Genomic DNA, 24,634 nt, shown 5'->3' with positions numbered 1-24,634 from the left:
GCTGCCTCCCCGATTTCCCAGGCATGCATCTTACCGGATGCCAGCGGCATGGTCGCGGTCCAGTCAGGCGGCCAGGAAGTCGAGCAGGGTCAGGGCGACGATCTTGCTGGCCTTGCGCAAATCGTCGAGCGCCAGGCGTTCGTCGGCCTTCTTCGCGTTCGATTCGGGCACCGTGCGCGGGCCGGCGCCATACAGCACGGCCGGGATGCCCCGCTCGCCATACAGGCGCGCATCCGCATACAGAGGGGTGCCGACGGCGGGAATCGTTTCGCCAAGGATGGCTTGCGCATTCTTTTGCAGGCTGCCGACCAGCTGCCCGGAACCGGGCAAGGGCCGCAGCGCATGCGACAGCAGCAGGCGGCGGATCTCGATGCGGATGCCGGGCTCGCCGCGCACGGCGTCCTCGATCAGGGCGCGCACCTGCGCTTCCACCACCACCGGATCTTCCTCCGGAATCATGCGGCGGTCCATCTTCATGACGACCTTGCCCGGCACCACATTCGTATTCGTGCCGCCGTCGATGCGGCCCACCAGCATGGTGGGCGAGTCGATGCCCGCCACGTTCGATTTGATCTTTTTCAGCTCCGGCAGCTGGCCATAGATGGCGTTGAGGATCTTGTTGGCCGCCTGCAGCGCATCGTGGCCCGTTTCCGGCATGGAGCCGTGGCCCGACTTGCCGTGCACGGTGATTTCCAGCTGCAGGCAGGCGTTGTGCGCCGTGACGATGCCGTAGCTGAAACCGGCCGCGATGACGAAATCGGGCTTCGTCAATTGCTGTTCCAGCAGCCAGCCCGGCCCCAGCAAGCCGCCGAATTCTTCGTCGTAGGTAAAATGCAGTTCCAGCTGCCCCTTCAATGGAATGCCCAGCGCTTCGAGCGCGCGCGCGGCAAACACATAGGTGGCGAAATCGCCTTTCGAGACGGCCGTCGCGCGGCCGTAGATATAGCCGCCGTCGATCTGGCCGCCATATGGCGGATACGTCCAGTTGTCGCCGGGCGGCACCACGTCGCCATGCGCATTCAGGGCCACCGTCGGCCCGCCTGCCGCATACGGGCGGCGCACGATCAGGTTGGTGATGCTCTGCATGCCGTAGGCTGCCACCTGATCGGCAGGCACGGCGTGCTTTTCGGCGTTCCAGCCATACGCCTGCAGCAGCTGCGCCACCAGCTCCGCATGCGGCGCATTATTGCCGGGCGGCGTATCCGTCGGCTGCCGCACCACCTGCTGTAAAAAGGCGATCTCCTCGTCGAAGTGCTCGTCGATCCAGGCCGTGATTTTTTCCGCGTGCGTCGTCATTTTGCTCCTCGCATGGTCTGTTGCAGCCAGGCGCCCAATTCGCTGCGCTCGGCCTCCGTCATATTGGTCAGGTTCCCGATCGGCATGGCTTTGAGCTCGATGGCCTGCTTGTAGATTTGCGCCGCGTGCTGGCGAATCTCCGTTTCATTATCCAGCATCATGCCGGCCGGCGCCGTGGCGAAGCCCGGCTGCGTGGGCTGGGCCGAATGGCAGGTGGCGCAGCGCTGGGCGATGATGGCATGCACGGCCACGAACTGGGCGGCGGGGTCCGCCACGGGCGCGCTGGCCACGGGCGCCTTCGGCGCGATGGCCACGGCCACGCCCACCAGCAAGGCCACGCCGAGCGCCGGGTAGCGCCACTCGACGCGGCCCTTGTGGCGCAGGTTGAAGAAGTGGCGGATGAAGACGCCGGCCGCCATGATCAGCGCCAGCACCAGCCACGCGTGGTCGTTGCGGTAAGTCATCGCGTAGTGGTTGCTGATCATGATGAACAGCACGGGCAAGGTAAAATAATTGTTATGCACGCTGCGCTGCTTGGCCTTCAGTCCGTGCTTCGGGTCGGGCAGCTTGCCGGCAGCCATGGCCTCGACCATCTTGCGCTGGCCGGGAATGATCAGCATCAGTACATTGGCCACCATGATGGTGCCGATCATGGCGCCCACGTGGATGTAGGCGGCGCGCCCGCTGAGCAAATGCGTGAGCACGTACGCGGCGCCGACGATCAGCGCGAACACCGTCACGCCGAACCACAGTTCATATTGCGCAAGCTTCGAGCGGCACAGCAGGTCGTACACGGTCCAGCCGATGACCAGGGTGGCGATGCCGATGCCGACGGCCTGGCCGCTGGAGATATCGGCCACGGCCTTGTCGATCATCATGGCCTGGGCATTGAAATAATAGGCGATGGTCAGCAGCGCAAAACCGGACAGCCAGGTGGAATACGCTTCCCACTTGAACCAGTGCAGCTCCTTCGGCAGTTCGGCCGGCGCCACCAGGTATTTTTGCGGGTTGTAGAAGCCGCCGCCATGCACGGCCCACAATTCTCCCGACACGCCCTTCTTCGCCAGCTCGGAGCCGGACGCGGGCGGACGTATTGAATTGTCGAGCCAGACGAAATAAAAGGAAGCACCGATCCAGGCGATGCCCGTGATGACGTGCAGCCAGCGGACGATCAGGTTCAGCCACTCCAGGCCGTACGGAATCAGGTAGGCAAATACTTCCATAAATTTCCTCTAGTCAGACCGAACCCATATTCGTGCCAATCTACACAAGATAAACGGATTTACCGCCCATCACATGAAAAATATCGTATATTTGACATATTCAAATCGATATACAACAGAGGCGCCGCCACATGTCCAGCCTGCCGCAACACCTCGACCTGCACCTGATCCGCATCCTCTACCTGCTGCTGGTGGAAAAGAATGTCTCGCGCGTGGCACTGAAACTCAATCAGCCGCAGCCCTCGATTTCCGCCTCCCTGCGCAAGCTGCGCGAACTGACGGGCGACCCGCTGCTCGTGCGCGGCGCGCGCGGCATGGTGCCGACCCAGCATGGCGAAAGCCTGCTCAATCCGGCCAAGCGCATCCTCGACCAGACGGAAAGCCTGTTCGTCAAGAAGACGCCGTTCGTGGCGCAGGAAGAGGCGCGCACCTTCCATATCGCCGCGCCCGACTACCTGGACAGCCAGTTCCTGCCCAACGTCGTGGCCCTGCTGCGCCGCGGTTCGCCGAAAAGCCGCGTCGTGCTGCACAGCCTGGGGCCGGGCATCGACCATATCCGCCAGCTCTCCGACGGTGGCCTGGACCTGGTGATCGCCAACTGGGACGAGCCGCCCGCCCACCTGCACATCTCGAAGCTGTTCGAAGACCCCATCATCTGCGCCATGCATGCGGAAAACGCCTATGCGCGCCGCACCGCCAGCGACGCCATGACGCTCGACGATTATCTGAGCCTGCCCCACGTGGCGCCGTCGCAGATGATGCCCGGCTACCACGGCGTGATCGATTCCTTCCTCGAACGGCAAAACCTGCAGCGCAACGTGGTGGTGGAGTCGGCGTATTTCGGCCTGATCCCCTACATGCTGACGCAGACGGACCTGGTGCTCACCACGGGCCGGCAATTCATGCGCTTCTATGAAAAGACCCTGCCGCTGAAAACATATACCGTGCCTTTGAAATTCCCGCCCATGCGCTTTTACCAGCTGTGGCACCAGCGCGTGCACCAGGCGCCCGAACACAAATGGCTGCGCGACCAGGTCAGCGCGGCCGCCAAGGCGCTGGTGCAGCGATAGCCGCTATCAGCACGCGCATATAATGGAGGCAGGAACGGGGCGCTATCATCACCGCTTGCATGATCGGAAAACCATGACCACCCTTTCAGACCTGAACGCCGGCAGCCAGGCCGATTTTATCGCCCACCTGCACGGCATCTACGAACACTCGCCCTGGATCGCCCAGCGCGCGGCCGCCGCCCGGCCGTTTGCCAGCCTGACGGCACTCAAGACGGAGCTGCAGCGCGTGCTGGCGCAAGCCTCGCCAGAAGAACAACTGGGACTGATACGCGCCCACCCGGAACTGGCCGGCAAGGCCGCCATCGCCGGGCAGCTGACGGCGGAATCGACGCGCGAACAGGCCAAGTCCGGCCTGAACCTGTGCAGCCCTGAGGAATTTGCCACCCTGCAGCGCCTCAACAGCGAATACAACGCCAAGTTCGGCTTTCCCTTCATCCTGGCCGTGAAGGGCCCGACGGGCCAAGGCTTGACGCGCCAGGACATCATCGCCACGTTTGCGCGCCGCCTGAAGAACCGGCGCGCCGATGAACTGGCCGAATCGCTGCGGCAGATCAAGCGCATCGCCGAGCTGCGCCTGAACGACCTGTTCGACGTGCGCCTGGACTTCGGCCCCGCCATCATGCAGCAGGCGGAAACCCTGGCCGGCTGGAGCGACAGCGATTACAACCTGACCTGCGCCTACCTGACGCCGGCGCACCGCAAGACGGCCGCGCAGCTGGCCGACTGGATGCGGGACGCGGGCATGCAGGTGCACATCGACGCCGTCGGCAATGTCGTCGGGCGCTATCTGTCCGACGCGCCCGGCGCGAAGACCCTGATGACGGGATCGCACTACGACACGGTGCGCAACGGCGGCAAGTACGACGGCCGCCTGGGCATCGTGCTGCCGATCGCCGTCGTGCGCCATCTGCATGAGCGGGGCGAAAAGCTGCCGTTTCATTTCGAGGTCGTCGGCTTCGCCGAAGAGGAAGGCGTACGCTTCAAGAGCACGTTTTTGGGCAGCACGGCCGTCACGGGCAAATTCGACGTGTCGTTGCTGGAGCAGCTGGATGCGGATGGCGTGAGCATGCGCGACGCGCTGACCGCCGCCGGCCACGAGGCGAGCGCCATCGGCGCCATCGCGCGCGACCCGGCCGACTTGCTCGGCTATGTCGAAGTGCACATCGAACAGGGCCCTGTGCTGCTCGAGCGCGACCTGCCGCTGGGGATCGTCACGGCGATCGCCGGCAGCTCGCGCTACCTGGTCAATCTTGGGGGCGTGGCCAGCCACGCGGGCACCACGCCCATGTCCATGCGCAAGGACGCGGCCAGCGCGGCCGCCGAAATCATCCTGCTGGTGGAACAGCGCTGCAGCCACGGCGAAGCGCTGGTGGGCACCGTGGGCCAGCTGCAGGTGCCCAACGGCTCCGTCAACGTGATCGCCGGCGCCTGCACCCTGTCGCTCGATATCCGCGCGGCCAGCGATAGCGTGCGCCAGGCTGCCGTCGACGATATTTTGGATGGCATCGCCGCCATCTGCGCGCGGCGCCAGATCGACTACCAGCTGGAACTGCTGTTGTCGGCGCGCGCGGCGCCATGCGCGCCATGGCTGATGGCACAGCTGGCGCAAGCCGTGGAATCCGTCGGCATCGCACAGTATGCGCTGCTGTCGGGCGCCGGCCACGACGCCATGGCCATGGCCGCCATCACCGACGTGGCCATGCTGTTTACCCGCTGCGGCAATGGCGGCATCAGCCACAACCCGCTGGAAACCATGACGGCCGACGACGCCGACATCGCGGCGCGCGCGCTGCTGGCGTTTTTGCGCAACTTCCAGCCCAAGCCGCAGGGATAGCGGTCGTGGTTACACGGCCACGGCCCGCTCCAGCATCGCATGCAGCAGCACATTGCAGCCCGCTTCCAGGTGCTCGGGCTTGGCGTCCTCGATTTCATTGTGGCTGATGCCGTCCTTGCACGGCACGAAGATCATGCCGGCCGGGGCCAGCCGGGCCGCGTAGATGGCGTCGTGGCCGGCACCGGACACCACATCCATCACGGAGTAGCCGAGTTTGGCCGTGGCGTTGCGCACGGCGCCCACGCAGTCGGGGTGGAACGGACATGGCGGGTAGTAGGAGACTCTTTCCAGTGAAATGCCCAAGCCTGTTTTTTCGCGCGTGGCATCGATGAAAGCCGTGATCTCGCCGTGCATGGTGTTGAGCAGCTCGTCGTTCACGTTGCGCAGGTCGATGCTGAACTTGACCTCGCCGGGGATCACGTTGCGGCTGTTCGGAAAGACCTGCACCATGCCCACCGTGCCCCGCCCGTACGGCGGGTAGCGGTTGGCAATCGCCACCACCTCCTGCATGATGGTGGTGGCCACCTGCAGCGCATCCTTGCGCAAGCCCATGGGCGTGGGACCCGCATGCGCTTCCATGCCCGTCACCACGCAGTCGTACCAGGACAGCCCCATCACGGCCGGCACCACGCCGATAACCTTGTCCGCGTCTTCCAGCACAGGGCCCTGTTCGATATGCGTCTCAAAATAGGCGCCGATGGGATGGTCGCCCGGTACCTGCTCGCCCTTGTATCCGATGCGCGCCAGTTCTTCGCCTACGGTCTTGCCTTCCATGTCCTTGGCCGCATACGCGGTTTCGAGCGAGAAGGCGCCGCAAAACACGCCCGAGCCCATCATCACGGGCACGAAGCGCGAGCCTTCCTCGTTGGTCCAGAAGGCCACTTCGATAGGTGCCTGCGTCTTGATCTTCAGATCGTTCAGGGTGCGCACCACTTCCAGGCCCGCCAGCACGCCGTAATTGCCGTCGAACTTGCCGCCCGTGGGCTGGGTGTCGATATGGCTGCCCGTCATCACGGGCGGCAAGGTATTGTCCATGCCGTCGCGGCGCATGAAGACATTGCCGATCTGGTCGATCGTGATGCTCATGCCCGCCTCGCGGCCCCAGCGCACGACCAGGTCGCGGCCTTCTTTGTCGAGGTCCGTCAGGGCCAGGCGCTTGACGCCGCCCTTGGGCGTGGCGCCGATCCGCGCCAGTTCCATCAGGGCCGCCCACAGGCGCTCGCCATTGATACGCAATGCATCCATCGTCAACTCCTTATGCGGTGGTGGCGGCAAACGCGGGGCGTTCGATATAGCGCCCCGCTCCTTCGACGGCCATCAGTTCGCCCTGCTGGAACACCACCTTGCCGGCGGCAATCGTGGTGCGGGGGATGCCGCGCACGGTGCGCCCTTCGAAGACATTGAAGCCTCCCTTGGCGAACTGGGTGGCGGCGGAAATGGTGCGCGTGCCTTGCGGGTCCCACAGCACGATATCGGCATCGCTGCCTGCGGCGATGACGCCCTTGCGTGGATACATATTGAAGATCTGCGCCGCATTGGCCGACGACACCTTGACGAATTCGGAGGGCGTGAGCATGCCGGAATTGACGCCTGCGTCCCACACCACGGCCATGCGTTCCTCGACGCCGCCGCAGCCGTTCGGGATGCGCGTAAAGTCATTCTTGCCGGCCGCCTTCTGCTCGGCGCAGAAGGTGCAGTGATCGGTGGCCGTCGTGTGCAGGTTGCCGCTTTGCAGGCCGTGCCACAATGCCGATTGATGGTGCTTGCCGCGGAACGGCGGGCTCATGACGTGGCCCGCCACGTAGTCGAAATCATCGCTCTGGTAGACGCTGTCGTCGATCACCAGGTGGCCCGCCAGCGCTTCGCCATACACGCGCTGGCCGTTGGCGCGCGCCCGCGTGATGGCGTCGAGCGACTCCGCGCACGAGACGTGCACGATGTACACGGGCGTATTCAAAACGTTGGCGATCGCGATGGCGCGGTTGGCCGCCTCCGCTTCCACGGCCGGTGGGCGCGACAGCGGGTGCGCCTGCGGCCCCGTGATGCCTTTTTTGAGCAAGGCTTGCTGCAACTGGAAAACCAGCTCGCCATTCTCCGCATGCACGGTGGGCAGCGCCCCCAGTTCCAAGGAGCGGGTAAAGCTTTTCACCAGGGTTTCATCGTCGGCCATGATGGCGTTTTTATAGGCCATGAAGTGCTTGAAGCTGTTCACGCCATGCTCGCGCACGAGAGTGCCCATCTCTTCATGTACCTGCTCGCTCCACCAGGTGATCGCCACGTGGAAGGTATAGTCGCCGGCCGCCTTGGCCGACCACTCGCGCCACTGGTGATATGCCTCGATCAGCGACTGCTTCGGCGCGGGGATGACGAAGTCCATGATGGTGGTGGTGCCGCCCGCCAGGCCCGCCGCCGTGCCCGTGAAAAAATCGTCGGACGTCACCGTGCCCATGAAAGGCAAATTCATGTGCGTGTGGGTGTCTATCCCGCCCGGCATCACGTACAGGCCGCCCGCGTCGATCACGGTGGCACCGGCCGGCAGCGCCAGGTTCTCGCCGACGGCGGCAATCGTGTCGCCCTCGATCAGCACATCGGCGCGAAACGCGCGGTCGGCGTTGACGACGGTACCGCCACGTATCAGTGTAGTCATCTTGTCTCCTTCTCGAAAAGATCAGGACTGCGTCGCCTGCTGTACGCGCGCAGCTACCTTGCCCTTCATCATGACGCCGTAGACGACGGCGGCGATGGCCACGCCCACGAACCAGGCGTAGGTATAGATGGTTTTGAAGCCTTCGCCCACGCCGGGAAACGCCGTGGGAAAGGCCGCGTTCAGAAAGCCCGGGATATTCGGCAGCACGGCGATAATGAAGGCGATCAGCGCCGCCATGTTCCAGCCGTTGCCATACGAGTAGACCCCGTCGTCGCGGTACAGTTGCCTGACGTCGAGCTGCGTCTTGCGCACAAAGTAATAGTCGACGATGAGGATGCCGGCGATGGGACCCAGCAGGGCCGAGTAGCCGATCAGCCAAGTGAAGATATAGCCCTGCGTCGACTCGAGCACCTTCCACGGCATCATGACGATGGCGATGAAGGCCGTGATGTAGCCGCCCATCTTGTACGAAATCTGCTTCGGCGCCAGCGAGGAAAAGTCATACGCCGGCCCCACCAGGTTGGCCGCCAGGTTGACGCTGACCGTGTCGATCAGGAGGATGATCAGGGCGATCAGCACGGCGGCGCCCGTCATGCGGCTGGCCAGATCGACGGGGTCCCAGATGGCCTTGCCGTACATGACGACCGAACCGGCGGTAACGATCACGGCCAGCATGGCCAGCAAACCCATGGGCACGGGCAAGCCGACCGACTGCCCCACGATCTGGTCGCGCTGCGTCTTGGCGAAGCGCGTGAAGTCGGGGATGTTCAAGGCCAGGGTGGCCCAGAAACCCACCATGGCCGTCAACGATGGCCAGAAGACGCTCCAGAACTGGCCAGCCTTTTTACCGCCGGCGATGAATTGCGATGGCTGGTCCAGCAGGCTGGCCACGCCGCCGGCCTTGCTGTGCACCCAGTACAGCAGCACGAAGCAAATCAGGATTTTCAGCGGCGCCGTATAGGTTTCCAGTTTGCGGATCGATTCCATGCCATGCAGGATGTAATAGAACTGGATGGCCCAGAAGGCCAGGAAGCACAGCAGCTGGCTGCCGTTGATGCCCAGGCCCGCGATCTTTTCGCCGCCCAGTTCATGCCCCACCAGCACGCCCATCAGCGTGTAGATCATCTGTCCGCCGAACCAGGTCTGGATGCCGTACCAGCCGCAGGCGACGATGGCGCGCATCAGGGCCGGCAGGCGCGCGCCCATGGTGCCGAACGAGGCGCGCGCCAGCACGGCATACGGGATGCCGTACTTGGTGCCCGCATGGCCGATCAGCAGCATCGGCAAGAGCACGATGGCGTTGGCGAGAAATACCGTGAGCACGGCCTGGTAGCCGGACATGCCGCTGTCGATCAGGCTGGCCGACAGGGTGTAGGCGGGAATGCACATCACCATGCCCACCCACAGCGCGGCAAAGTGATACCAGCGCCAGGTGCGCTGCGCCGCCGTGGTGGGCGCCAGGTCTTCATTCCAGAGTTGCGTGTTGCCTGAATAGTCGTGGTTCACAGGGTTGCTCCATCGGTTGGGAGGTTGGGCGTTTTAAAAACGGCTGCGGCCTAGCTTACTGCAAAGTTGGGCAACTGTTTATAAAATATATGTACGCAAAAAACGTGCCCTATACCGACTCCGCCAATGCCCGAGGGTTGCGCGGATCCTGCGTCCAGTTCATGTACGGCTTGCCCGTGGCTTGCGGCACCATCGTGATGCAGCCCTGCACCGGACAGGTGATTTCGCACAGGTTGCAGCCCACGCATTCCTCCTTGATCACCTCATACGTGCGCGTGCCGGCGGCGTCGATCAGCTGCGCAATCGACTGGTGCGAGGTATCTTCGCAAGCCACGTAGCACTTGCCGCATTTGATGCAGTCGTCCTGGTTGATCTGCGCGATCACCTGGTAATTCATGTCCAGGTATTTCCAGTCCGTCGTGTTGGCCACGGCCTTGCCGGAAAAATCGCTGATGCGTGCATAGCCCTTCTCGTCCATCCAGCGCGACAGGCCATCCTTCATCTCGTCGACGATACGAAAACCATGCAGCATGGCGGCCGTGCACACCTGCACGCAGCCGGCGCCGAGGGCGAGGAATTCGGCCGCGTCGCGCCAGTTGCCGATGCCGCCGATGCCGGAAATGGGCAAGCCGCGCGTCTGCGGATCGCGCGCGATTTCCGCCACCATGTTCAGGGCGATCGGTTTCACGGCCGCACCGCAATAGCCGCCGTGCGTGCTGGCGCCACCGACAATCGGCAAGGCCACCATGCGGTCCAGGTCCAGCGAGGTGATGGAATTGATGGTGTTGATCAGCGAGACGGCGTCCGCGCCGCCCGCCTTGGCCGCGCGCGCCGGCATGCGCACGTCCGTGATGTTGGGCGTGAGCTTGACGATGACGGGTAACTTGCTGTGCTTCTTGCACCAGGCGGTGACCATCTGCACGTACTCGGGCACCTGGCCCACGGCGGCGCCCATGCCCCGCTCCGGCATGCCGTGCGGGCAGCCGAAATTGAGTTCGATGCCGTCCGCCCCCGTCGCCTCGACCTTGGGCAGGATGTCGGCCCAGTAGTGCTCTTCGCAGGGCAGCATCAGGGAGACGATCATGGCGCGGTCGGGCCAGTCCTTTTTCACCTGCGTGATTTCGCGCAAGTTGATCTCCAGCGAGCGGTCGGTGATCAGTTCGATGTTATTGAAGCCAACCACTTCGCGGTTCTTGCCGTACAGGGCGGAATAGCGCGACGAGACGTTGACGGCCGCAGGGTCTTCGCCCAGCGTCTTCCACACGACGCCGCCCCACCCCGCCTCGAAGGCGCGCACCACGTTGTAGGCCTTGTCGGTCGGCGGTGCCGACGCCAGCCAGAAGGGGTTCGGCGCCTTGATGCCGCAAAATTCGATGCTGAGATCAGCCATTATGCAGCCTCCACTTTATTCAACAAATCGGAATGGATGGCCAGTGCGGCCAGCTTGCCATGCTGGACGGCCTGCACCGTCAGGTCCTGCCCCGGCGCCACGCAGTCGCCGCCCGCATAGATCCCCGGCAGCACCGTGCGAAAACCCGCATCGACGGCGATCTTGTCGCCTTCGCGCTGCAACAGGGATGCCATCGGGTCATGCAGCACCTGCGTATCGAGGCTCTGGCCGATGGCCTTGAAGATGGCGTCGGCCGCCACGTCGAAGGTTTCGCCCGTGCCCGCCAGACGCGTGCCCCGCATGGCGGTTTTTTCGAAGCGCATGCCGGCCACCTTGCCTCCGCTATCGAGCAGCACCTGCTGCGGCTGGGCCCACGTCAGCATGCGCACCTGGTTGGCCTTGGCGATCTCCTGTTCGTGGTGCGTGGCCGTCATGGCGTCGAAACCGCGCCGGTAGACGAGCGTGACTTCCTCGGCGCCCAAACGCTGGATTTGCACGGCCATGTCGATGGCCGTATTGCCGGCGCCAATCACAAGCGCGCGTTTCGGTACGGGCAGCGCGGCCAGGTCGTCCGCCTGGCGCAGCGCGCTGATATAGTCGACGGCGGCCAGGAGACCCGGCGCATCTTCGCCCGTCAAGCCCAGCTTGCGGCTGGCGCCCAGACCCAGGCCGAGGAAGACGGCGTCGTACTGCGCATGCAAGTCGCGCAGCTGCACGTTTTCGCCCAGCGCCTGGCGACATCGGATGGTGATGCCGCCTATGCCCAGCAGGAAGTCGATTTCCTTTTGCGCGAAATCGTCCGTCAGCTTGTACTTGGCGATGCCGTATTCATTCAGGCCGCCGGCCTTGTCCTCTTTTTCAAAGATCACCACATCGTGGCCCAGCATGGCCAGGCGGTGCGCGCACGACAGGCCGGCTGGTCCCGCGCCGACGATGGCGACGGTCTTGCCCGTGGCGGCCGCGCGCCGGAACGGGTGGCTGGTGAAGTGCATGTGGTCGACCGCGTAACGCTGCAAGAGGCCGATCCTGACGGGCTGGCCTTCGGCGTCGTGATTGCGCACGCAGACGTCTTCGCACAGGATTTCCGTGGGACAGACGCGGGCGCAGCTGCCGCCCAGGATGTTCTGTTTCAGGATGCCGGCGGCGGCGCCGTTGATGTTCTTGTCGTGGATATTGCGGATGAAGCTGGCCACGTCGATTTCCGACGGACAGATACGGCTGCACGGCGCGTCGTAGCAGTACAGGCAGCGGGCGCTTTCGATGGCGGCCTGGCGCGCCGTCAGGGGCGGCGCCAGGTCCGTGAAATGGCCCGCCAATTCCTCGTTGGGCAAGGCGGGATGCGGTAAATAGTTCAAGGACTCGATCATCGCGGTTTCCTTTTTTTGTGCGGCCGATGTTTGACTTAAAACCCTTACTTCATCTGGGGAAAAGCAAATTCCACACCAGCGCTTGCCGTGTTCGGCCAGCGCTGCATCACGGCCTTGTGGCGTGTGTAGAAGCGCACGCCTTCGGGGCCATACGCGTGGTGGTCGCCGAACATGCTGCGCTTCCAGCCGCCGAAACTGTTGAAGGCCATCGGCACGGGCAAGGGGATGTTGACGCCCACCATGCCGACCTGGATCTGGCGCACGAATTCGCGCGCCACGCCGCCGTCGCGCGTGTAGATGGCCACGCCGTTGCCATACTCGTTGGCGTTGATCAGCTCCACCGCCTGCACCACGTCAGGACACCGCAGCACGCACAGCACCGGGCCGAAAATCTCTTCCTTGTAGATGCTCATGTCGCGCGTGACATGGTCGAACAAGGTGCCGCCGACAAAGAAACCGTTCTCGCGGCCAGGCACCACATGGTTGCGTCCATCGACGACAAGAGTCGCGCCCTGCTCCACGCCCGAGGCGATGAGTTTTTCGATACGCTGCTTGGCTGCCAGCGATACGACCGGTCCCATTTCCGCACCATCTTCCATGCCGTCGCGCACTTTCAGTGCGGCCGTGCGCGTTGCCAGTGCATCGATCAATTTGTCGCCCGCGTCGCCCACGGCCACGACGACGGAGATGGCCATGCAGCGCTCGCCCGCCGAACCGTAGGCCGCGCCGATCAGCGCATCGACCGTCATGTCCATGTCCGCGTCGGGCATCACCACCATGTGGTTCTTCGCGCCGCCCAAAGCCTGCACGCGCTTGCCGCTGGCGCTGCCGCGCGCATAGATGTATTCCGCGATCGGCGTCGAGCCGACAAAGCTGATCGCCTGCACCACGGGGTGGTCGAGCAAGGCGTCGACCGTCACCTTGTCGCCCTGCACCACGTTGAAAACGCCGTCGGGCAAGCCTGCATCCTTGAGCAGCTTCGCGTGCAGCAGCGAGGCCGACGGATCGCGCTCGGATGGTTTCAAGACGAAGGTATTGCCGCAGGCAATCGCCACCGGGAACATCCACATCGGCACCATCACGGGAAAATTGAATGGCGTGATGCCGGCCACCACGCCGAGCGCCTGGCGCATGGACCAGGCGTCGATGCCGCGCGAAATCTGGTCCGTGAATTCACCCTTCAACAGTTGCGGTATGCCGACGGCAAATTCCACCATCTCGATGCCGCGCGCCACTTCGCCCTGGGCATCGGCAAAGGTCTTGCCATGCTCGCGCGTGAGCATGGCGGCAAATTCATCCGTGTGCTGCTGGCACAGCTGCAGGTAGCGGAACAGGACCCTGGCGCGCGTCAGCGGCGGCGTGGCCGACCACGAGGGGAAGGCGGCGGCCGCCGCCTGCACGGCCGCGTCCACGTCTTCCACGGTGCCCAGCGCGACCCTGGCGACGGGTTCGCCCAGGGCCGGGTTATAGACGTCGCCGTAGCGGCCGCTTTGGGTGTCGACCTTGGCGCCGTTGATGTAGTGGGTGATGGTGTCGAGCTGTGTGTTAATTTGGTTCACGTTATTTCCTCTCTTTACCCCAAGGGCAAATTCTGGGGTCAGACCCGGCGGGTCTGCCCCCGGGGCTTAATCAAGGTTCTTCAGCACCGTGGCCAGCTTGCCGAACAGCTCGTCGACATGCTGTTTCTCCAGCACCAGCGGCGGCGACAGCGCGATGATGTCGCCCGTCGTGCGTATCAGCACGCCGTCGGCGAAGGCCTGCTTGAAGGCGTTGAAGGCGCGCGTACCCGGCTTGCCGGCGATGGGATCGAGCTCGATGCCGGCGATCAGGCCGATGCTGCGCAGGTCGATCACGTGCGGCAAGCCTTTCAAGGAATGCACGGCGTCGCTCCAATACGCCTGCATCGCTTTCGCGTGGCCCAGGATGTCCTGTTCCTCGAACACCTGCAAGGTGGCCAGCGAGGCGGCGCAAGCGAGCGGGTGGCCGGAATACGTATAGCCGTGGAACAGTTCGATGCCCGGCGGCGCATCCATGAAGGCATCGTGGATATACTTTTTGCTGAATACGGCGCCCATCGGCACCATGCCGTTGGTCAGACCCTTGGCCGTCGTCATCAGGTCCGGCTCGACGTCGAAATAGTCGGCGGCGAACGGCGTCGTCATGCGGCCGAAACCCGTGATCACCTCATCGAAGATGAGCAGGATGCCATGCTTGGTGCACAGCTCGCGCAAGCGCTTCAGATAGCCTTTCGGCGGAATCAATACGCCCGTGGAGCCGGCCACCGGTTCGACGATGACGGCGGCGATCGTCGAAGCGTCGTGCAGGGCGACGATGCGCTCGAGCTCGTCGGCCAGGTGGGTGCCGTATTCGGGCTCGCCCACCGTGTAGGCGTTCTGGTTCAGGTTATGCGTGTGCGGCAGGTGGTCGACGCCGGGCAGCAAGGGCCCGAAGGTCTTGCGGTTGCCGCCGATGCCGCCCACGGAAATGCCGCCGAAGCCCACGCCGTGGTAACCGCGTTCGCGGCCGATCAGGCGGGTGCGCGCGCCCTCGCCGCGCGCCCGGTGGTAGGCCAGCGCGATCTTCAACGCCGTGTCCACGGCCTCGGAGCCGGAATTCGTATAGAACACGTGGCCAAATTTATGCCCCGTGTAATCCATCAGTTTTTCCGCCAGATCGAAGGCGGCCGGATGGCCCATCTGGAAGGTGGGGGCGAAGTCGAGCTGGCCCACCATCTCGCGGATGGCGCCGACGATTTTCGGCTGCGCATGGCCGCACGGCACGCACCACAGGCCCGCCGTGCCATCGAGGATGGCGTTGCCATCGACGTCCTTGTAGTACATGCCTTCGGCCGACACCAGCAAGCGCGGATGGGCCTTGAAATCGCGGTTGTTCGTAAACGGCATCCAGAATGCCGACATCGATTCCGGCCTTGTTTCGTTCATGACCTTCTCCTTGGGATGGGCTGGCGCGGGGCCAGGATCGTTTTTGACGAAGCGTAAAATAATTTACCAGTTGGCAAAAAGCTGATGTAATAATAGACAGGCCATCCCCAATGGCACAGATACACAAACGGCAAAGTACCCCAACCGTACAGGTCGAAAAACCACTACAGTTTTGTGCAAGGCAGCAAAGGAGCCACCGGTGACACACAACGTGAAGCAGGACGAGGGCGAAGGTCACGCCAGCGGCTGGCCCGTGCTGGACATCGACCGCCAGAAGAAGGGCGGCCTCGTCGAGCAGATCGTCATCGCCATCAGCGTCATGGTGGGCAGCCGCGCCCTGCGTATCGGCACGCGCATGCCGTCCGTGCGCCAGTTCGCCCGCTGCAATGGCGTGTCGACCTTTACCGTCGTCGAATCGTATGACCGCCTGGTCAATCTGGGCTTGCTGTCGTCGCGGCGCGGCTCCGGCTATTTCGTCGCGCGCCACGACATCGCCGCCTCGCCGCAGGCGGCCCTCATTGCCAACACCCTTGCGAGTCCTACCGCCATCGACGCCCTCACGCCGGACCTGTATTCGGGCGTGTCCGACGCCCTGCCCGTAGGGGCGGGCTGGCTGCCTCCCGAGATGTATGGCGAAGCGACGGTGCTCGACGCCGTGCGCCAGGCCATGCGCATTCCCGCCAGCCGCCTGCGCGGCTATGGCCACCCGCTGGGTTTTCCTTCGCTGCGCCAACACCTGGCAACATGCCTGTCGGAAGAGCTGTTCCAGGTGGAGCCGGACCAGGTCTTGCTGACGCACGGCGCCACGCATGCCTTCGACCTGATCCTGCGCAGCCTGACCAAGCCGGGCGACACGGTGCTGGTGGAAGACCCCGGCTACAGCAACCTGCAGTCGCTGATACGCCACCATGGCTGCATCCCAGTGGGCGTCCAGCGCGGCGAAGCGGGCCTCGATCTCGATGCGCTGGCCGTTGAAGCCGCGCGCACCCAGCCGAAACTCATGTTCGTCAACACGGTGCTGCAAAATCCGCTCGGTACTTCCTTGAGCCAGGCGCAGGCGCACCGCCTGCTGGCGCTGGCCGAGCAATTCGATTTCTGGCTGGTGGAAGACGATATCTACCGCGAACTGGCGGCGCGCGGCGAAGCGTCGCTGGCGGCGATGGACGGCTTGCGCCGCGTGATCCGCGTGGGCAGTTTTTCCAAGACCCTGTCGCCCGTGCTGCGCGTGGGATCGATTTGCGCCTCGCCGCCGCTGGTGGCAGAACTGGTGCGCGTCAAAATGCTGGCAGGGTTGACGACGTCGGAAATCAACGAGCGCGCCGTCTACCACGCCATCTCTGCGCGGCCCTACAAGCGCATGGTGGAGCGGCTGGTGGCGCAACTCGAAGCGGCCCGCGAGCGCAGCATCGACTGCCTGGCGCAGGCGGGCATGGCGCCAGTGGCGCGCCCGCGCGGCGGCATGTTCGTCAGCGCCGGCTGGCCCGACGTGCAAACGCCGGAATGGAATGGCAAGATCATCGCCGACATGGCCTTGAAGGCGGGCATCCTGCTGTCGCCGAACGAGTTTTTCATGCTGCGCGCGCCCGAGACGGTATGGTTCCGCTTCAACGTGGCCTACACCGATACCCCCGTGCTGCAGGCCTTCCTGCAATCGATACGCCCACGCTAGAGAATCCGCCATGGCCAGCGACAAATCCCCTGCCCTCTCCGTGAAAAATGCCGGCGGCCGGCGTTTGCAAAACCGCGACCGCCTGGAAGCGGACATCCTCGAGCAAGCCGTGCGCGCCTTCGCGGAATGCGGCTATGAGGGCGCGTCGATCGCCAGCATCGCCGAGCGGGCCGGCCTGTCGAAGCAAAACCTGATGTATTACTTCCCGTCCAAGCAGCTGCTGTACCAGCGCGTGCTCGACGACGTGCTCGACGACTGGCTGGCGCGCATGGAATCGCTGGCCAATGAAGACGACGAGCCGCGCGACGTACTGCGCGCGTATATCGGCGCCAAGCTGCGTTTTTCGCGCGAACAGCCGTGGGCCTCGCGCGTGTATGCGCTCGAAGTGATCAATGGCGCGCCCCTGTACGGCGCGCAGATACGCGACAGGGTCGTGCCGCTGCTGCGCAAGGATATCGCCGTCTTCGAAGCGTGGATCGCGGCCGGCAAGATCGCGCCCGTCAACGCCACGCACCTGATGTTCGCCATCTGGGCCATGACGCAATCGTATGCGGATTTTTCGGCGCAGATGGCCCTGGTGCTGGAGCGCAAGCAGCTCACGCGCAAGGATTACGAGGATGCGGAAGCCCTGATCGCGCACATGGTGCTGGCGGCAGTGGCCATGCCGCCAGCGGGTGAAAAAAAACCGCCTCGACAGGCGGTTTCCTGAACGGCGCGAACGCTTACGCTGCCGTCCTGCCCTTGCGGCGGCGCGCCATGAAGCCGACCAGGCCCAGGCCTGCCAGCAGCATCGCATAGGTTTCCGGTTCCGGCACGGCCGACACATAACCGGCTACATTGGTGGCGTTGAAATAATGGTTCGCATTGACCTGGATGTTCGAGGCCCAGTTCCCCACCACCACGCTGCCGTTGATCTGGCCATTGCCGCCGGCCAGGGTCGCCAGCGGCGCAAGGACGCTGCCGTACAGGCCCACGCCGTTCAAGGTGATGGTTTTCGCTTCATAGAAGTTGTACAGCACATTGTATTTGCTGAAATCGCCGTAGCCGCCGGACAGATTCACATTCGTGCCGCTGATATTGAGGATCAGGGTGTCGTTCGTGTGCAGGTTGCTGAACTTGAAGTTGTTCACCGAGCCCAGCGCCGCGGAAGTCAGGTCGAACACTTGCACATTGCCCGTGCCGCCCTTCAGGGTCATGCCGCCATAGGCCACCGAGCTGCTGCCCGTCGATGCCACGTTGGCCAGCGAGGTCGAAGTGTTTTTCAGCTGGGCCGACGTCGCGGCGAACGATACGGGCGAGGCCGTGGTCTTGCTTGCCGTGTTCAGGCCCACGCTGCTCGTCGTCGTGCTGCCGCCCACATAGTAATTGCCGTTCTTGATCGAGCCGGAGCTATAGTTCAGGTTGCCGCCAACGACCAGCGCATAACCGGTGTTGCCATGCGTGACGTAGGCATCCTTGTTCTTGTCATTGACCGAATAGTTCGATGCCGTCAAGTTACCGGCAACCAATACGCCGCCTTCGACATCGCTGCCGGACGCGCTGAAGTTACTGAGGGAATACAAATTGGCGCCACCGATGCCCAAATCGACAACACCGGCTTGCGCGGCGCCGGCGGCAAACGCGGTCGACAGAACGAGAACGAATGATGATTTGAGCATGATTGACATTTTATTTCCAAAAAGAAAATTAACTTGACGCCAGAATATCATATCCATCGTGTTTGACATGTCGCAAATCAACAACTTTTGTAACAATAATGAAAACATAGTTGCACAATGAGAATCATTCTCCTCGCGCTGCCCGGAGAACGCCCCAGGCATCCGGATGACGCTTGGAACAGACGGGCAAACAGCCGTCTGTTCTGCACGTTCAATATTGCTTAGAAGCGCAGCCAACTTGGTGATACGATCGCGGCAGCGCCAGACCAGGCCAGCCCACAGAGTACGAAATCATAAGGATGAAGCACGCATGAAACGATTGTCCCTAGGCGCACTGATGCTGGCATATGCCTGCGGCGCGCACGCCGATGTGTTTAACATGATCGACAACCAGCCGCTCAGCGAAACCTGGCTCAACGCGGGCTTTTATTCGTATCACTTTCAGCGCGACAAGAACCTGAACGACAGCAATCCGGGCCTGGGCGCCGAATACCGCTTTTCCACGGTCGCGTCGGTCACGGCCGGCCGCTTCTACAATAGCGACCGCGCCTACTCGAACTACCTGGGCGTGTACTACCAGCCGATCAAGGTGGGCCCGCTGCGCATCGGCGCCGTCGTTGGCGGCTTCAGCGGCTATCCGAAGATGCGCGACGGCGGCTGGTTCCCGGCCCTGGTCCCCACCATCAGCTATGAATACCAGCGCGTGGGCGTGAATATCGCCATCGTGCCGTCCTACAAGGACCGCCTGTATGGCGCCCTCAGTTTCCAGCTGAAACTGAAGGTATTCGACTAACCGTTTGTCCCGGCCTGTCGCCGTTCGGTCCGCCATTCCTGCGATTCGTCGCATACGCAATGCCCGGCAGCAAGGATTTGCCTATAGTGGTTTCATCGCCAGCATGCATACGGCAGCGGCACCCACACGACAGGAGAACGGCATGAAAGACATCAATCCGGCACCGGGCAGCACTTCCTTCAGCGCTTTCTGGAACGAGCTGTGCGCCTATGCGCGCCAGGGCATGGCCGCCATGCGCGCCATGTCCTGGCCCATGTTGCTGGCGTGCTGCCTGGGTCTGGCGTTCCTGATCACCATCTTGCCGCTGGCCATCATGCTGTTTGCCCTCGTCATGCTGCTCAGATGGGCGAGCAACAGCGACGATACGGGCGCGGACACGAAGGCGGCGGGCGCTCAGCAGCCACCGCAGTAAAATTTGCGTTGTGGCAGGAGTGTCATGATTGTTTTATGGCACTATGGATGCGCGCAGCATTGACAGGCGTCAATACCATCCCGATGGATGGTGCGAACGCGGAACGCCGCGCATCCTGGACGATCGAAGCTACTCCCCACCTGCCATAGGAGTTTTCAGATGACCATTACAGCAAAAGCGACAACCGCGACCACCATCCCCTGTCTGCGCTACCGCGACGCGCCCGCCGCCATCGAATGGCTGTGCAAGGCGCTCGGTTTTGAAAAGCAATTGATCGTGCCCGATGGCGAAGGCGGTGTCGCGCACGCCCAGCTCAGCTTTGGCAACGGCATGGTCATGGTGGCGCCCGCCCTCGACAGCGACTACGGCCGCCTGATGAAACTGCCAAGCGACGTCGGCGGCGCCAACACGCAAAACTGCTACCTGGTCGTCAGCGACGCCGATGCCGTCTACCGCAGCGCGCGTGAAGCCGGCGCCGAGATCGTGCTCGACATCAAGGATGAAGATTACGGCGGACGGGGCTTTACCTGCCGCGACCCGGAAGGCCACATCTGGAGCCTGGGCACCTACGATCCATGGTAAAACGGAGAACAATGATTGTCGCTACCCTCACCGCCGCCAGCCTTGCGCTGATCGGCGGTTTCCTGTCCGCTCCCGTCCTCGTCGACGAGCACCTCAACCGCATCCACGCACCATCCGGCAAGACGCCGTCGCCAGCGGCCATGGCCCTGCACCAGAGCCTGTGGATCGCCGACCTGCACGCCGACAGCCTGCTGTGGCAACGCAATCTGAACCGCGACAGCCAGCGCGGCCATGTCGACTTCCCCCGCCTGCAGCGGGCCAACGTGGCGCTGCAAGCCTTTTCCGTCGTCACCAAGACGCCGCGCAAGATGAATATCGCGCGCAACGGCGGCGACACGGACAACATCACGGCGCTGGTGGTGGCGCAAGGCTTGCCGCCCGCCACCTGGAACAGCCTGCTGGCGCGCGCTACTTACCAGGCCGACGAGCTGCGCCAGCAAACAGCCAAGAGCCATGGCAAGGTGCGCGTCATCGGCAGCCGCGCGCAGCTGCGCAGCTTCATCGCCGCGCGCGAAAAGGACCCCGCCCTGCTGGCCGGCTGGCTGACACTGGAAGGCGCGCATGCGCTCGAAGGCAAGCTGGACAACCTCGATACCTTGTACAAGGCCGGCTTCCGCATGGCCGCGCCCACGCATTTCTTCGATACGGAACTGTCCGGCTCCCAGCACGGCCTGAAGAAAGGCGGCCTGACGCCGCTGGGCCGGCAATGGCTGCGCGACATGGAGCAGCGCAAGATGATCGTCGACCTGGCGCACGCCTCGCCGGCCACCATCGACGACGTGCTGACGTTGGCGAAACGCCCCGTGATGGTCTCGCACACGGGCGTGCGCGGCACCTGCGCCAACGGGCGCAACCTGAGCGACGCCCAATTGAAACGCATCGCCGCCCAGGGCGGCCTGGTGGGCATCGGTTTCTGGAATACGGCCGTCTGCGGCAAGGACGTGGCATCGATCGCGCGCGCCATCAAGTATACGGTCAAGCTGATCGGCGCCGAACACGTGGCCTATGGCTCGGACTTCGACGGCGCCGTCACCACGGCCATCGACGCGGCGGGCTTGCCGCGCTTGACGCAGGCGCTGCTGGATGCTGGCCTGTCGGAAGCGCAGATCCGCCGCGTGGCCGGCGCGAACGTGCGCGACTTCTTGCTGAAAAACCTGCCCGACGATGACGCCTAAACTAGCCTAGCGCCTGGACCAGGGCCTGGTCCGCCACCTGGCGCGGCCGGATGCGTATCAGCTTGCGGTACAGGGGCGGCATCGTCCCGCACAGCGCCAGCAGCGCGTCTGGCGCCATGGCCGGGCGCACGTACTGGAACTGTGCGGGATTATTCTCCGGCAGCGCCCCTTCCATGGTGGAGCCGTAGGCGCCCAGGGTCATGAAACTGGCGGCGCTGTCGTCCGGGCCGATGGCCAGCACGAAGGTACCGTGCTTGGGGTGGCCCAGGTAGCTTTTGATTTCCTCCTGCAGCGCCGGCGCCGCATTCGCCATCAATTCATAGCGCAGCTGCGCGTACTGGCGCGTGCATTCCATGAACGGCGTGCGGATGGCCGACTGGCTCAACTTTCCCGGCATGCACAGCAGCAGGTTGCCGAAGGAATCGAGCAAGGCGGCCGCATCGCCCTGGCCGCCATCGCGCAGGTCCTGCTCCATGGCCGCCTGCAGGAATGGCGCCAGGCCCGCATCGGGCGCGTGCGGGTCGCAGCGGTAAGTCAGGGCGTCGGGATAGCGGCGCCGCAAGGCGCGCACCACCGCATGCTCGGACGGCAAGGCGGCCGGATCACGCAGGGGCACGTCGTCGCCGGCGTTCAGCAGCTGCATCACCTGCGCCGATGTTGCTTCGAACACGAGCGAGCACAGTGCCTGCGTCGCCTCGTGGATGCTCTTGCCGATGAAAAAAGATTTGGGCACGGCGCCGGACGGCAGGCGCGCATACTCCGTGGCGCCGCGCACGGCCGGATAGCAAAAACTGCGGCCCGCCTGCGCCTGCAGCGGCGCCGGCAAGGCCGTAAACGTGGCGCTGCCATCGTAATTGATGCCCGCCTTGACGTCGGGCGCGGCCACCACCACGTTGAAACCGGCCGCCAGGATGGCGCCCGTGCACATGCAGCAGGGATCGAGCGACGTGACGATGGTCAGTTCCCCCGGCGGCGGCAAGGGCGTGCCCTTGGCCCGCTCGGCGAAATACCAGTCCACCAGCTGGCGCTCGCCATGCGCGGTGGGGTCGAACACCAGGCCCTGGCGCACGACGTTGTTGTGCATCGATTGCAGCACGTTGCCGGCGCCATCGAGCAGCACGCCGCCCACGCCAAAGGTACCCTGCGTCTTGGCCGCCATGGCTTCGGCCGCGGCGATGGCCACGGCGGCCTGGATGTCGATCGTCTTGTTCAAGCGGGTCCTGTTACTTCATGTCCAGGTCGGAATTGCCGAAGCCGTGCGGCAGCAGCCAGCCCGCCGTCACTTCCATGACGTCGTTTTTCAGGTTCGTCAGGATCACCGGCAGGTCGGCGCCGCCCATCTCGAAGATCACCTGGCGGCAGGCGCCGCATGGCGAAATCGGCTCGGCCGTGTCGCCCGTGACGGCCAGTTTGGCGAAGTCGCCCGGTTTGCAGCCATGCGCGATAGCGCTGAAAAACGCCGTGCGTTCGGCGCAGTTGCACAGGCCATACGCGGCGTTTTCCACGTTACAGCCGCGGAAGACGCGGCCATCCTTGCACAGCAATGCCGCGCCCACCTTGAAACGCGAGTATGGCGCGTAGGCCAGTTCGCGGCCGGCGTTGGCTTCGGCGATCAGTTCTTGGTTGTTCATTTGTTCTCTCTACACTAGACAACTACCGGGGTCAGACCCTCAACACCGCTGACACATAGCTCTACGCCATCGCAAACGGGGGTCTGACCCCAGATTTAAATTATGGACGAATGGTACGATAAATCACCGGATTGCCCGCCAGCGCCACGGCGCCGATGGCATACGCTTCCTGGATTTCCCTGACGGCTTGCTGCGCCGCCGCTTCCGTGCGCGCGTGGACCATGGCCAGCGGCTGGCCGATCGCCACCTGCTCGCCCAGGCCCACGAGGTCCGTCAGGCCGACGGCGAAATCGATGCTGTCGCTCGGACGTCGGCGGCCACCGCCCAATGCCACCACGGCCAGGCCGATGGCGCGGCAATCGCGCACGTTGGCGTAGCCGGCCGACAGCGCCGGTGCCGGCACGACGAACGGCGCCTGTTCCAGGTGCTTGTCCGGATGCTCGACCAGGTCGGCCGGGCCGCCCAGGGCCGACACCATGCGCGCAAAGCGCTCGGCCGCCGCGCCCGAATCGAGGGCCGCCGTCAATTTCACGCGCGCTTCCTCTTCGGTGGCGGCCAGGCCGCCCAGCACCAGCATCTCGGCGCACAGCGCCAGGGTGACTTCATGCAGGCGCGCGGGACGCGAACGGCCCGTCAGATAATCCATGGCGCCGCGCACTTCCAGCGCATTGCCGGCGTACGGCGCCAGCGACTCGTTCATGTCCGTCAGGATCGCCGACGTCTGCATGCCCGCGCCATTGCCCACGGCGACGATGCTCTCGGCCAGTTCCACCGACTTGTCGTAGCTCGGCATGAAGGCGCCCGTGCCCACTTTCACGTCCATCACCAGCGCGTCCAGGCCGGCCGACAGTTTCTTCGACAGGATGGAGCCGGTGATCATCGCCACCGATTCCACCGTGGCGGTGACGTCGCGGATGCTGTAGAAACGCTTGTCGGCCGGCGCCAGCTGCGCCGTCTGGCCGATGATGGCCACGCCAACTTCCTTGACGACTTTGCGGAACAGCTCATTGTCCGGCACCGTGCAATAGCCTGGAATGGCGTCGAACTTGTCCAGGGTGCCGCCCGTGTGGCCCAGGCCGCGGCCCGAGATCATCGGCACGTAGCCGCCGCACGCGGCGACCATGGGCCCCAGCAGCAGGGAGACGACGTCGCCCACGCCGCCCGTCGAATGCTTGTCGACGATGGGACCCGGCAGGTTCAGCGAGCGCCAGTCCAGCACCTGGCCGGAATCGCGCATGGCCAGGGTGAACGCCACGCGCTCGTCCATGTTCATGTCGTTGAAATAGACGGCCATGCCCAGCGCCGCGATCTGCCCTTCGCTGACGCTGCCGTCAGTGATGCCGCGCACGAAAAACTGGATTTCCTCGGCGCTCAAGACGCCCTTGTCGCGCTTCTTGCGAATGATTTCCTGGGTCAAAAACATGAATTAACTCCGATCA

The 24,634-nt window shown here is 63.9% G+C and carries 21 protein-coding genes; 8 read left to right on the top strand and 13 right to left on the bottom strand.

The window, feature by feature from the left end; translation table 11 throughout:
* Positions 1–63: 63 nt before the first annotated feature.
* On the bottom strand, positions 64–1,296 hold the full coding sequence (locus tag AC07VH_RS14590) for a M20/M25/M40 family metallo-hydrolase (protein WP_494788453.1): 1,233 nt from the start codon (positions 1,294–1,296) through the stop codon (positions 64–66).
* Positions 1,293–2,519: a urate hydroxylase PuuD gene (locus AC07VH_RS14585; RefSeq protein WP_494788454.1), complete on the bottom strand. Its 1,227-nt coding sequence runs from the start codon at positions 2,517–2,519 to the stop codon at positions 1,293–1,295. Before AC07VH_RS14585 ends, AC07VH_RS14590 begins: the two co-directional genes overlap by 4 nt.
* A gap of 131 nt (positions 2,520–2,650) precedes the next feature.
* On the opposite strand from AC07VH_RS14585, the gene AC07VH_RS14580 reads away from it, so the two are divergent.
* Positions 2,651–3,589 (top strand): LysR family transcriptional regulator, encoded by a 939-nt coding sequence (locus AC07VH_RS14580; RefSeq protein ID WP_034754583.1) that lies wholly within the window; start codon positions 2,651–2,653, stop codon positions 3,587–3,589.
* Positions 3,590–3,662: 73 nt separating this feature from the next.
* Positions 3,663–5,423: an allantoate amidohydrolase gene (locus AC07VH_RS14575; RefSeq protein ID WP_494788455.1), complete on the top strand. Its 1,761-nt coding sequence runs from the start codon at positions 3,663–3,665 to the stop codon at positions 5,421–5,423.
* A gap of 9 nt (positions 5,424–5,432) precedes the next feature.
* Here the strand turns inward: AC07VH_RS14575 and AC07VH_RS14570 are convergent, their stop codons facing one another.
* The 7 genes from AC07VH_RS14570 to aptA all read right to left on the bottom strand — a co-directional run bounded on the left by AC07VH_RS14570 (position 5,433) and on the right by aptA (position 15,275).
* Entirely contained in the window at positions 5,433–6,668 is a 1,236-nt protein-coding gene (locus tag AC07VH_RS14570; protein WP_494788456.1) for a Zn-dependent hydrolase, read from the bottom strand.
* Positions 6,669–6,678: 10 nt separating this feature from the next.
* Positions 6,679–8,070 (bottom strand): dihydropyrimidinase, encoded by a 1,392-nt coding sequence (hydA, locus tag AC07VH_RS14565; RefSeq protein ID WP_494788457.1) that lies wholly within the window; start codon positions 8,068–8,070, stop codon positions 6,679–6,681.
* A gap of 21 nt (positions 8,071–8,091) precedes the next feature.
* Positions 8,092–9,576 carry an NCS1 family nucleobase:cation symporter-1 gene (locus AC07VH_RS14560; protein ID WP_489628764.1) on the bottom strand — a complete coding sequence of 495 codons (1,485 nt, stop codon included), beginning with the start codon at positions 9,574–9,576 and terminating at the stop codon, positions 8,092–8,094.
* 109 nt (positions 9,577–9,685) lie between these two features.
* Positions 9,686–10,966, bottom strand: a complete 1,281-nt coding sequence (gene preA / locus AC07VH_RS14555) for an NAD-dependent dihydropyrimidine dehydrogenase subunit PreA (protein WP_475414070.1) — start codon at positions 10,964–10,966, stop codon at positions 9,686–9,688.
* Entirely contained in the window at positions 10,966–12,333 is a 1,368-nt protein-coding gene (locus AC07VH_RS14550) for an NAD(P)-dependent oxidoreductase (RefSeq protein WP_494788458.1), read from the bottom strand. The genes preA and AC07VH_RS14550 overlap by 1 nt, the downstream gene beginning before the upstream one ends.
* Positions 12,334–12,377: 44 nt before the next feature.
* A complete protein-coding gene (locus AC07VH_RS14545; RefSeq protein ID WP_494788486.1) occupies positions 12,378–13,883 on the bottom strand; it encodes a CoA-acylating methylmalonate-semialdehyde dehydrogenase in 1,506 nt (501 codons plus the stop codon).
* Positions 13,884–13,958: 75 nt separating this feature from the next.
* On the bottom strand, positions 13,959–15,275 hold the full coding sequence (gene aptA, locus AC07VH_RS14540) for an omega-aminotransferase AptA (RefSeq protein WP_475414072.1): 1,317 nt from the start codon (positions 15,273–15,275) through the stop codon (positions 13,959–13,961).
* Positions 15,276–15,474: 199 nt separating this feature from the next.
* Between aptA and AC07VH_RS14535 the strand changes: the two genes are divergently transcribed.
* On the top strand, positions 15,475–16,944 hold the full coding sequence (locus tag AC07VH_RS14535; RefSeq protein ID WP_494788459.1) for an aminotransferase-like domain-containing protein: 1,470 nt from the start codon (positions 15,475–15,477) through the stop codon (positions 16,942–16,944).
* A gap of 10 nt (positions 16,945–16,954) precedes the next feature.
* Positions 16,955–17,653, top strand: a complete 699-nt coding sequence (locus AC07VH_RS14530) for a TetR family transcriptional regulator C-terminal domain-containing protein (protein ID WP_494788460.1) — start codon at positions 16,955–16,957, stop codon at positions 17,651–17,653.
* Positions 17,654–17,666: 13 nt separating this feature from the next.
* On the opposite strand, the gene AC07VH_RS14525 is transcribed toward AC07VH_RS14530, so the two are convergent.
* Complete coding sequence (locus AC07VH_RS14525; RefSeq protein ID WP_494788461.1) at positions 17,667–18,611, bottom strand: choice-of-anchor A family protein; 945 nt, start codon at positions 18,609–18,611, stop codon at positions 17,667–17,669.
* Positions 18,612–18,912: 301 nt separating this feature from the next.
* On the opposite strand from AC07VH_RS14525, the gene AC07VH_RS14520 reads away from it, so the two are divergent.
* From AC07VH_RS14520 to AC07VH_RS14505, 4 genes are all read left to right on the top strand, one after another.
* Entirely contained in the window at positions 18,913–19,395 is a 483-nt protein-coding gene (locus AC07VH_RS14520) for a hypothetical protein (RefSeq protein WP_139090112.1), read from the top strand.
* Positions 19,396–19,537: 142 nt separating this feature from the next.
* Positions 19,538–19,807: a hypothetical protein gene (locus AC07VH_RS14515; protein ID WP_475414076.1), complete on the top strand. Its 270-nt coding sequence runs from the start codon at positions 19,538–19,540 to the stop codon at positions 19,805–19,807.
* A 159-nt stretch (positions 19,808–19,966) separates the two neighbouring features.
* A complete protein-coding gene (locus tag AC07VH_RS14510) occupies positions 19,967–20,389 on the top strand; it encodes a VOC family protein (protein WP_494788462.1) in 423 nt (140 codons plus the stop codon).
* An 11-nt stretch (positions 20,390–20,400) separates the two neighbouring features.
* Positions 20,401–21,564 (top strand): dipeptidase, encoded by a 1,164-nt coding sequence (locus AC07VH_RS14505; RefSeq protein WP_494788463.1) that lies wholly within the window; start codon positions 20,401–20,403, stop codon positions 21,562–21,564.
* Position 21,565: 1 nt separating this feature from the next.
* Here the strand turns inward: AC07VH_RS14505 and AC07VH_RS14500 are convergent, their stop codons facing one another.
* The 3 genes from AC07VH_RS14500 to deoA all read right to left on the bottom strand — a co-directional run bounded on the left by AC07VH_RS14500 (position 21,566) and on the right by deoA (position 24,618).
* Positions 21,566–22,777: a nucleoside deaminase gene (locus tag AC07VH_RS14500; protein WP_494788464.1), complete on the bottom strand. Its 1,212-nt coding sequence runs from the start codon at positions 22,775–22,777 to the stop codon at positions 21,566–21,568.
* Between the two features lie 10 nt (positions 22,778–22,787).
* Entirely contained in the window at positions 22,788–23,195 is a 408-nt protein-coding gene (locus AC07VH_RS14495) for a cytidine deaminase (protein ID WP_034754695.1), read from the bottom strand.
* Positions 23,196–23,295: 100 nt separating this feature from the next.
* Entirely contained in the window at positions 23,296–24,618 is a 1,323-nt protein-coding gene (gene deoA / locus AC07VH_RS14490; protein WP_494788465.1) for a thymidine phosphorylase, read from the bottom strand.
* Positions 24,619–24,634: the final 16 nt, after the last annotated feature.

The organism is Janthinobacterium sp. GW821-FHT03C10 (genome assembly GCF_059420865.1).
Note: the sequence above shows the minus strand (reverse complement) of the source record. Positions and strands in the feature narration are given on the sequence as shown.

Coding starts and splice junctions, on each gene's coding strand:
- AC07VH_RS14525 (WP_494788461.1), bottom strand. CDS start 18,611: ATGTCAATCATGCTCAAATCATCATTCGTTCTCGTTCTGTCGACCGCG.
- AC07VH_RS14550 (WP_494788458.1), bottom strand. CDS start 12,333: ATGATCGAGTCCTTGAACTATTTACCGCATCCCGCCTTGCCCAACGAG.
- AC07VH_RS14530 (WP_494788460.1), top strand. CDS start 16,955: ATGGCCAGCGACAAATCCCCTGCCCTCTCCGTGAAAAATGCCGGCGGC.
- deoA (WP_494788465.1), bottom strand. CDS start 24,618: ATGTTTTTGACCCAGGAAATCATTCGCAAGAAGCGCGACAAGGGCGTC.
- AC07VH_RS14585 (WP_494788454.1), bottom strand. CDS start 2,519: ATGGAAGTATTTGCCTACCTGATTCCGTACGGCCTGGAGTGGCTGAAC.
- AC07VH_RS14515 (WP_475414076.1), top strand. CDS start 19,538: ATGAAAGACATCAATCCGGCACCGGGCAGCACTTCCTTCAGCGCTTTC.
- AC07VH_RS14575 (WP_494788455.1), top strand. CDS start 3,663: ATGACCACCCTTTCAGACCTGAACGCCGGCAGCCAGGCCGATTTTATC.
- AC07VH_RS14505 (WP_494788463.1), top strand. CDS start 20,401: ATGATTGTCGCTACCCTCACCGCCGCCAGCCTTGCGCTGATCGGCGGT.
- AC07VH_RS14570 (WP_494788456.1), bottom strand. CDS start 6,668: ATGGATGCATTGCGTATCAATGGCGAGCGCCTGTGGGCGGCCCTGATG.
- aptA (WP_475414072.1), bottom strand. CDS start 15,275: ATGAACGAAACAAGGCCGGAATCGATGTCGGCATTCTGGATGCCGTTT.
- preA (WP_475414070.1), bottom strand. CDS start 10,966: ATGGCTGATCTCAGCATCGAATTTTGCGGCATCAAGGCGCCGAACCCC.
- AC07VH_RS14510 (WP_494788462.1), top strand. CDS start 19,967: ATGACCATTACAGCAAAAGCGACAACCGCGACCACCATCCCCTGTCTG.
- AC07VH_RS14590 (WP_494788453.1), bottom strand. CDS start 1,296: ATGACGACGCACGCGGAAAAAATCACGGCCTGGATCGACGAGCACTTC.
- AC07VH_RS14520 (WP_139090112.1), top strand. CDS start 18,913: ATGAAACGATTGTCCCTAGGCGCACTGATGCTGGCATATGCCTGCGGC.
- hydA (WP_494788457.1), bottom strand. CDS start 8,070: ATGACTACACTGATACGTGGCGGTACCGTCGTCAACGCCGACCGCGCG.
- AC07VH_RS14495 (WP_034754695.1), bottom strand. CDS start 23,195: ATGAACAACCAAGAACTGATCGCCGAAGCCAACGCCGGCCGCGAACTG.
- AC07VH_RS14580 (WP_034754583.1), top strand. CDS start 2,651: ATGTCCAGCCTGCCGCAACACCTCGACCTGCACCTGATCCGCATCCTC.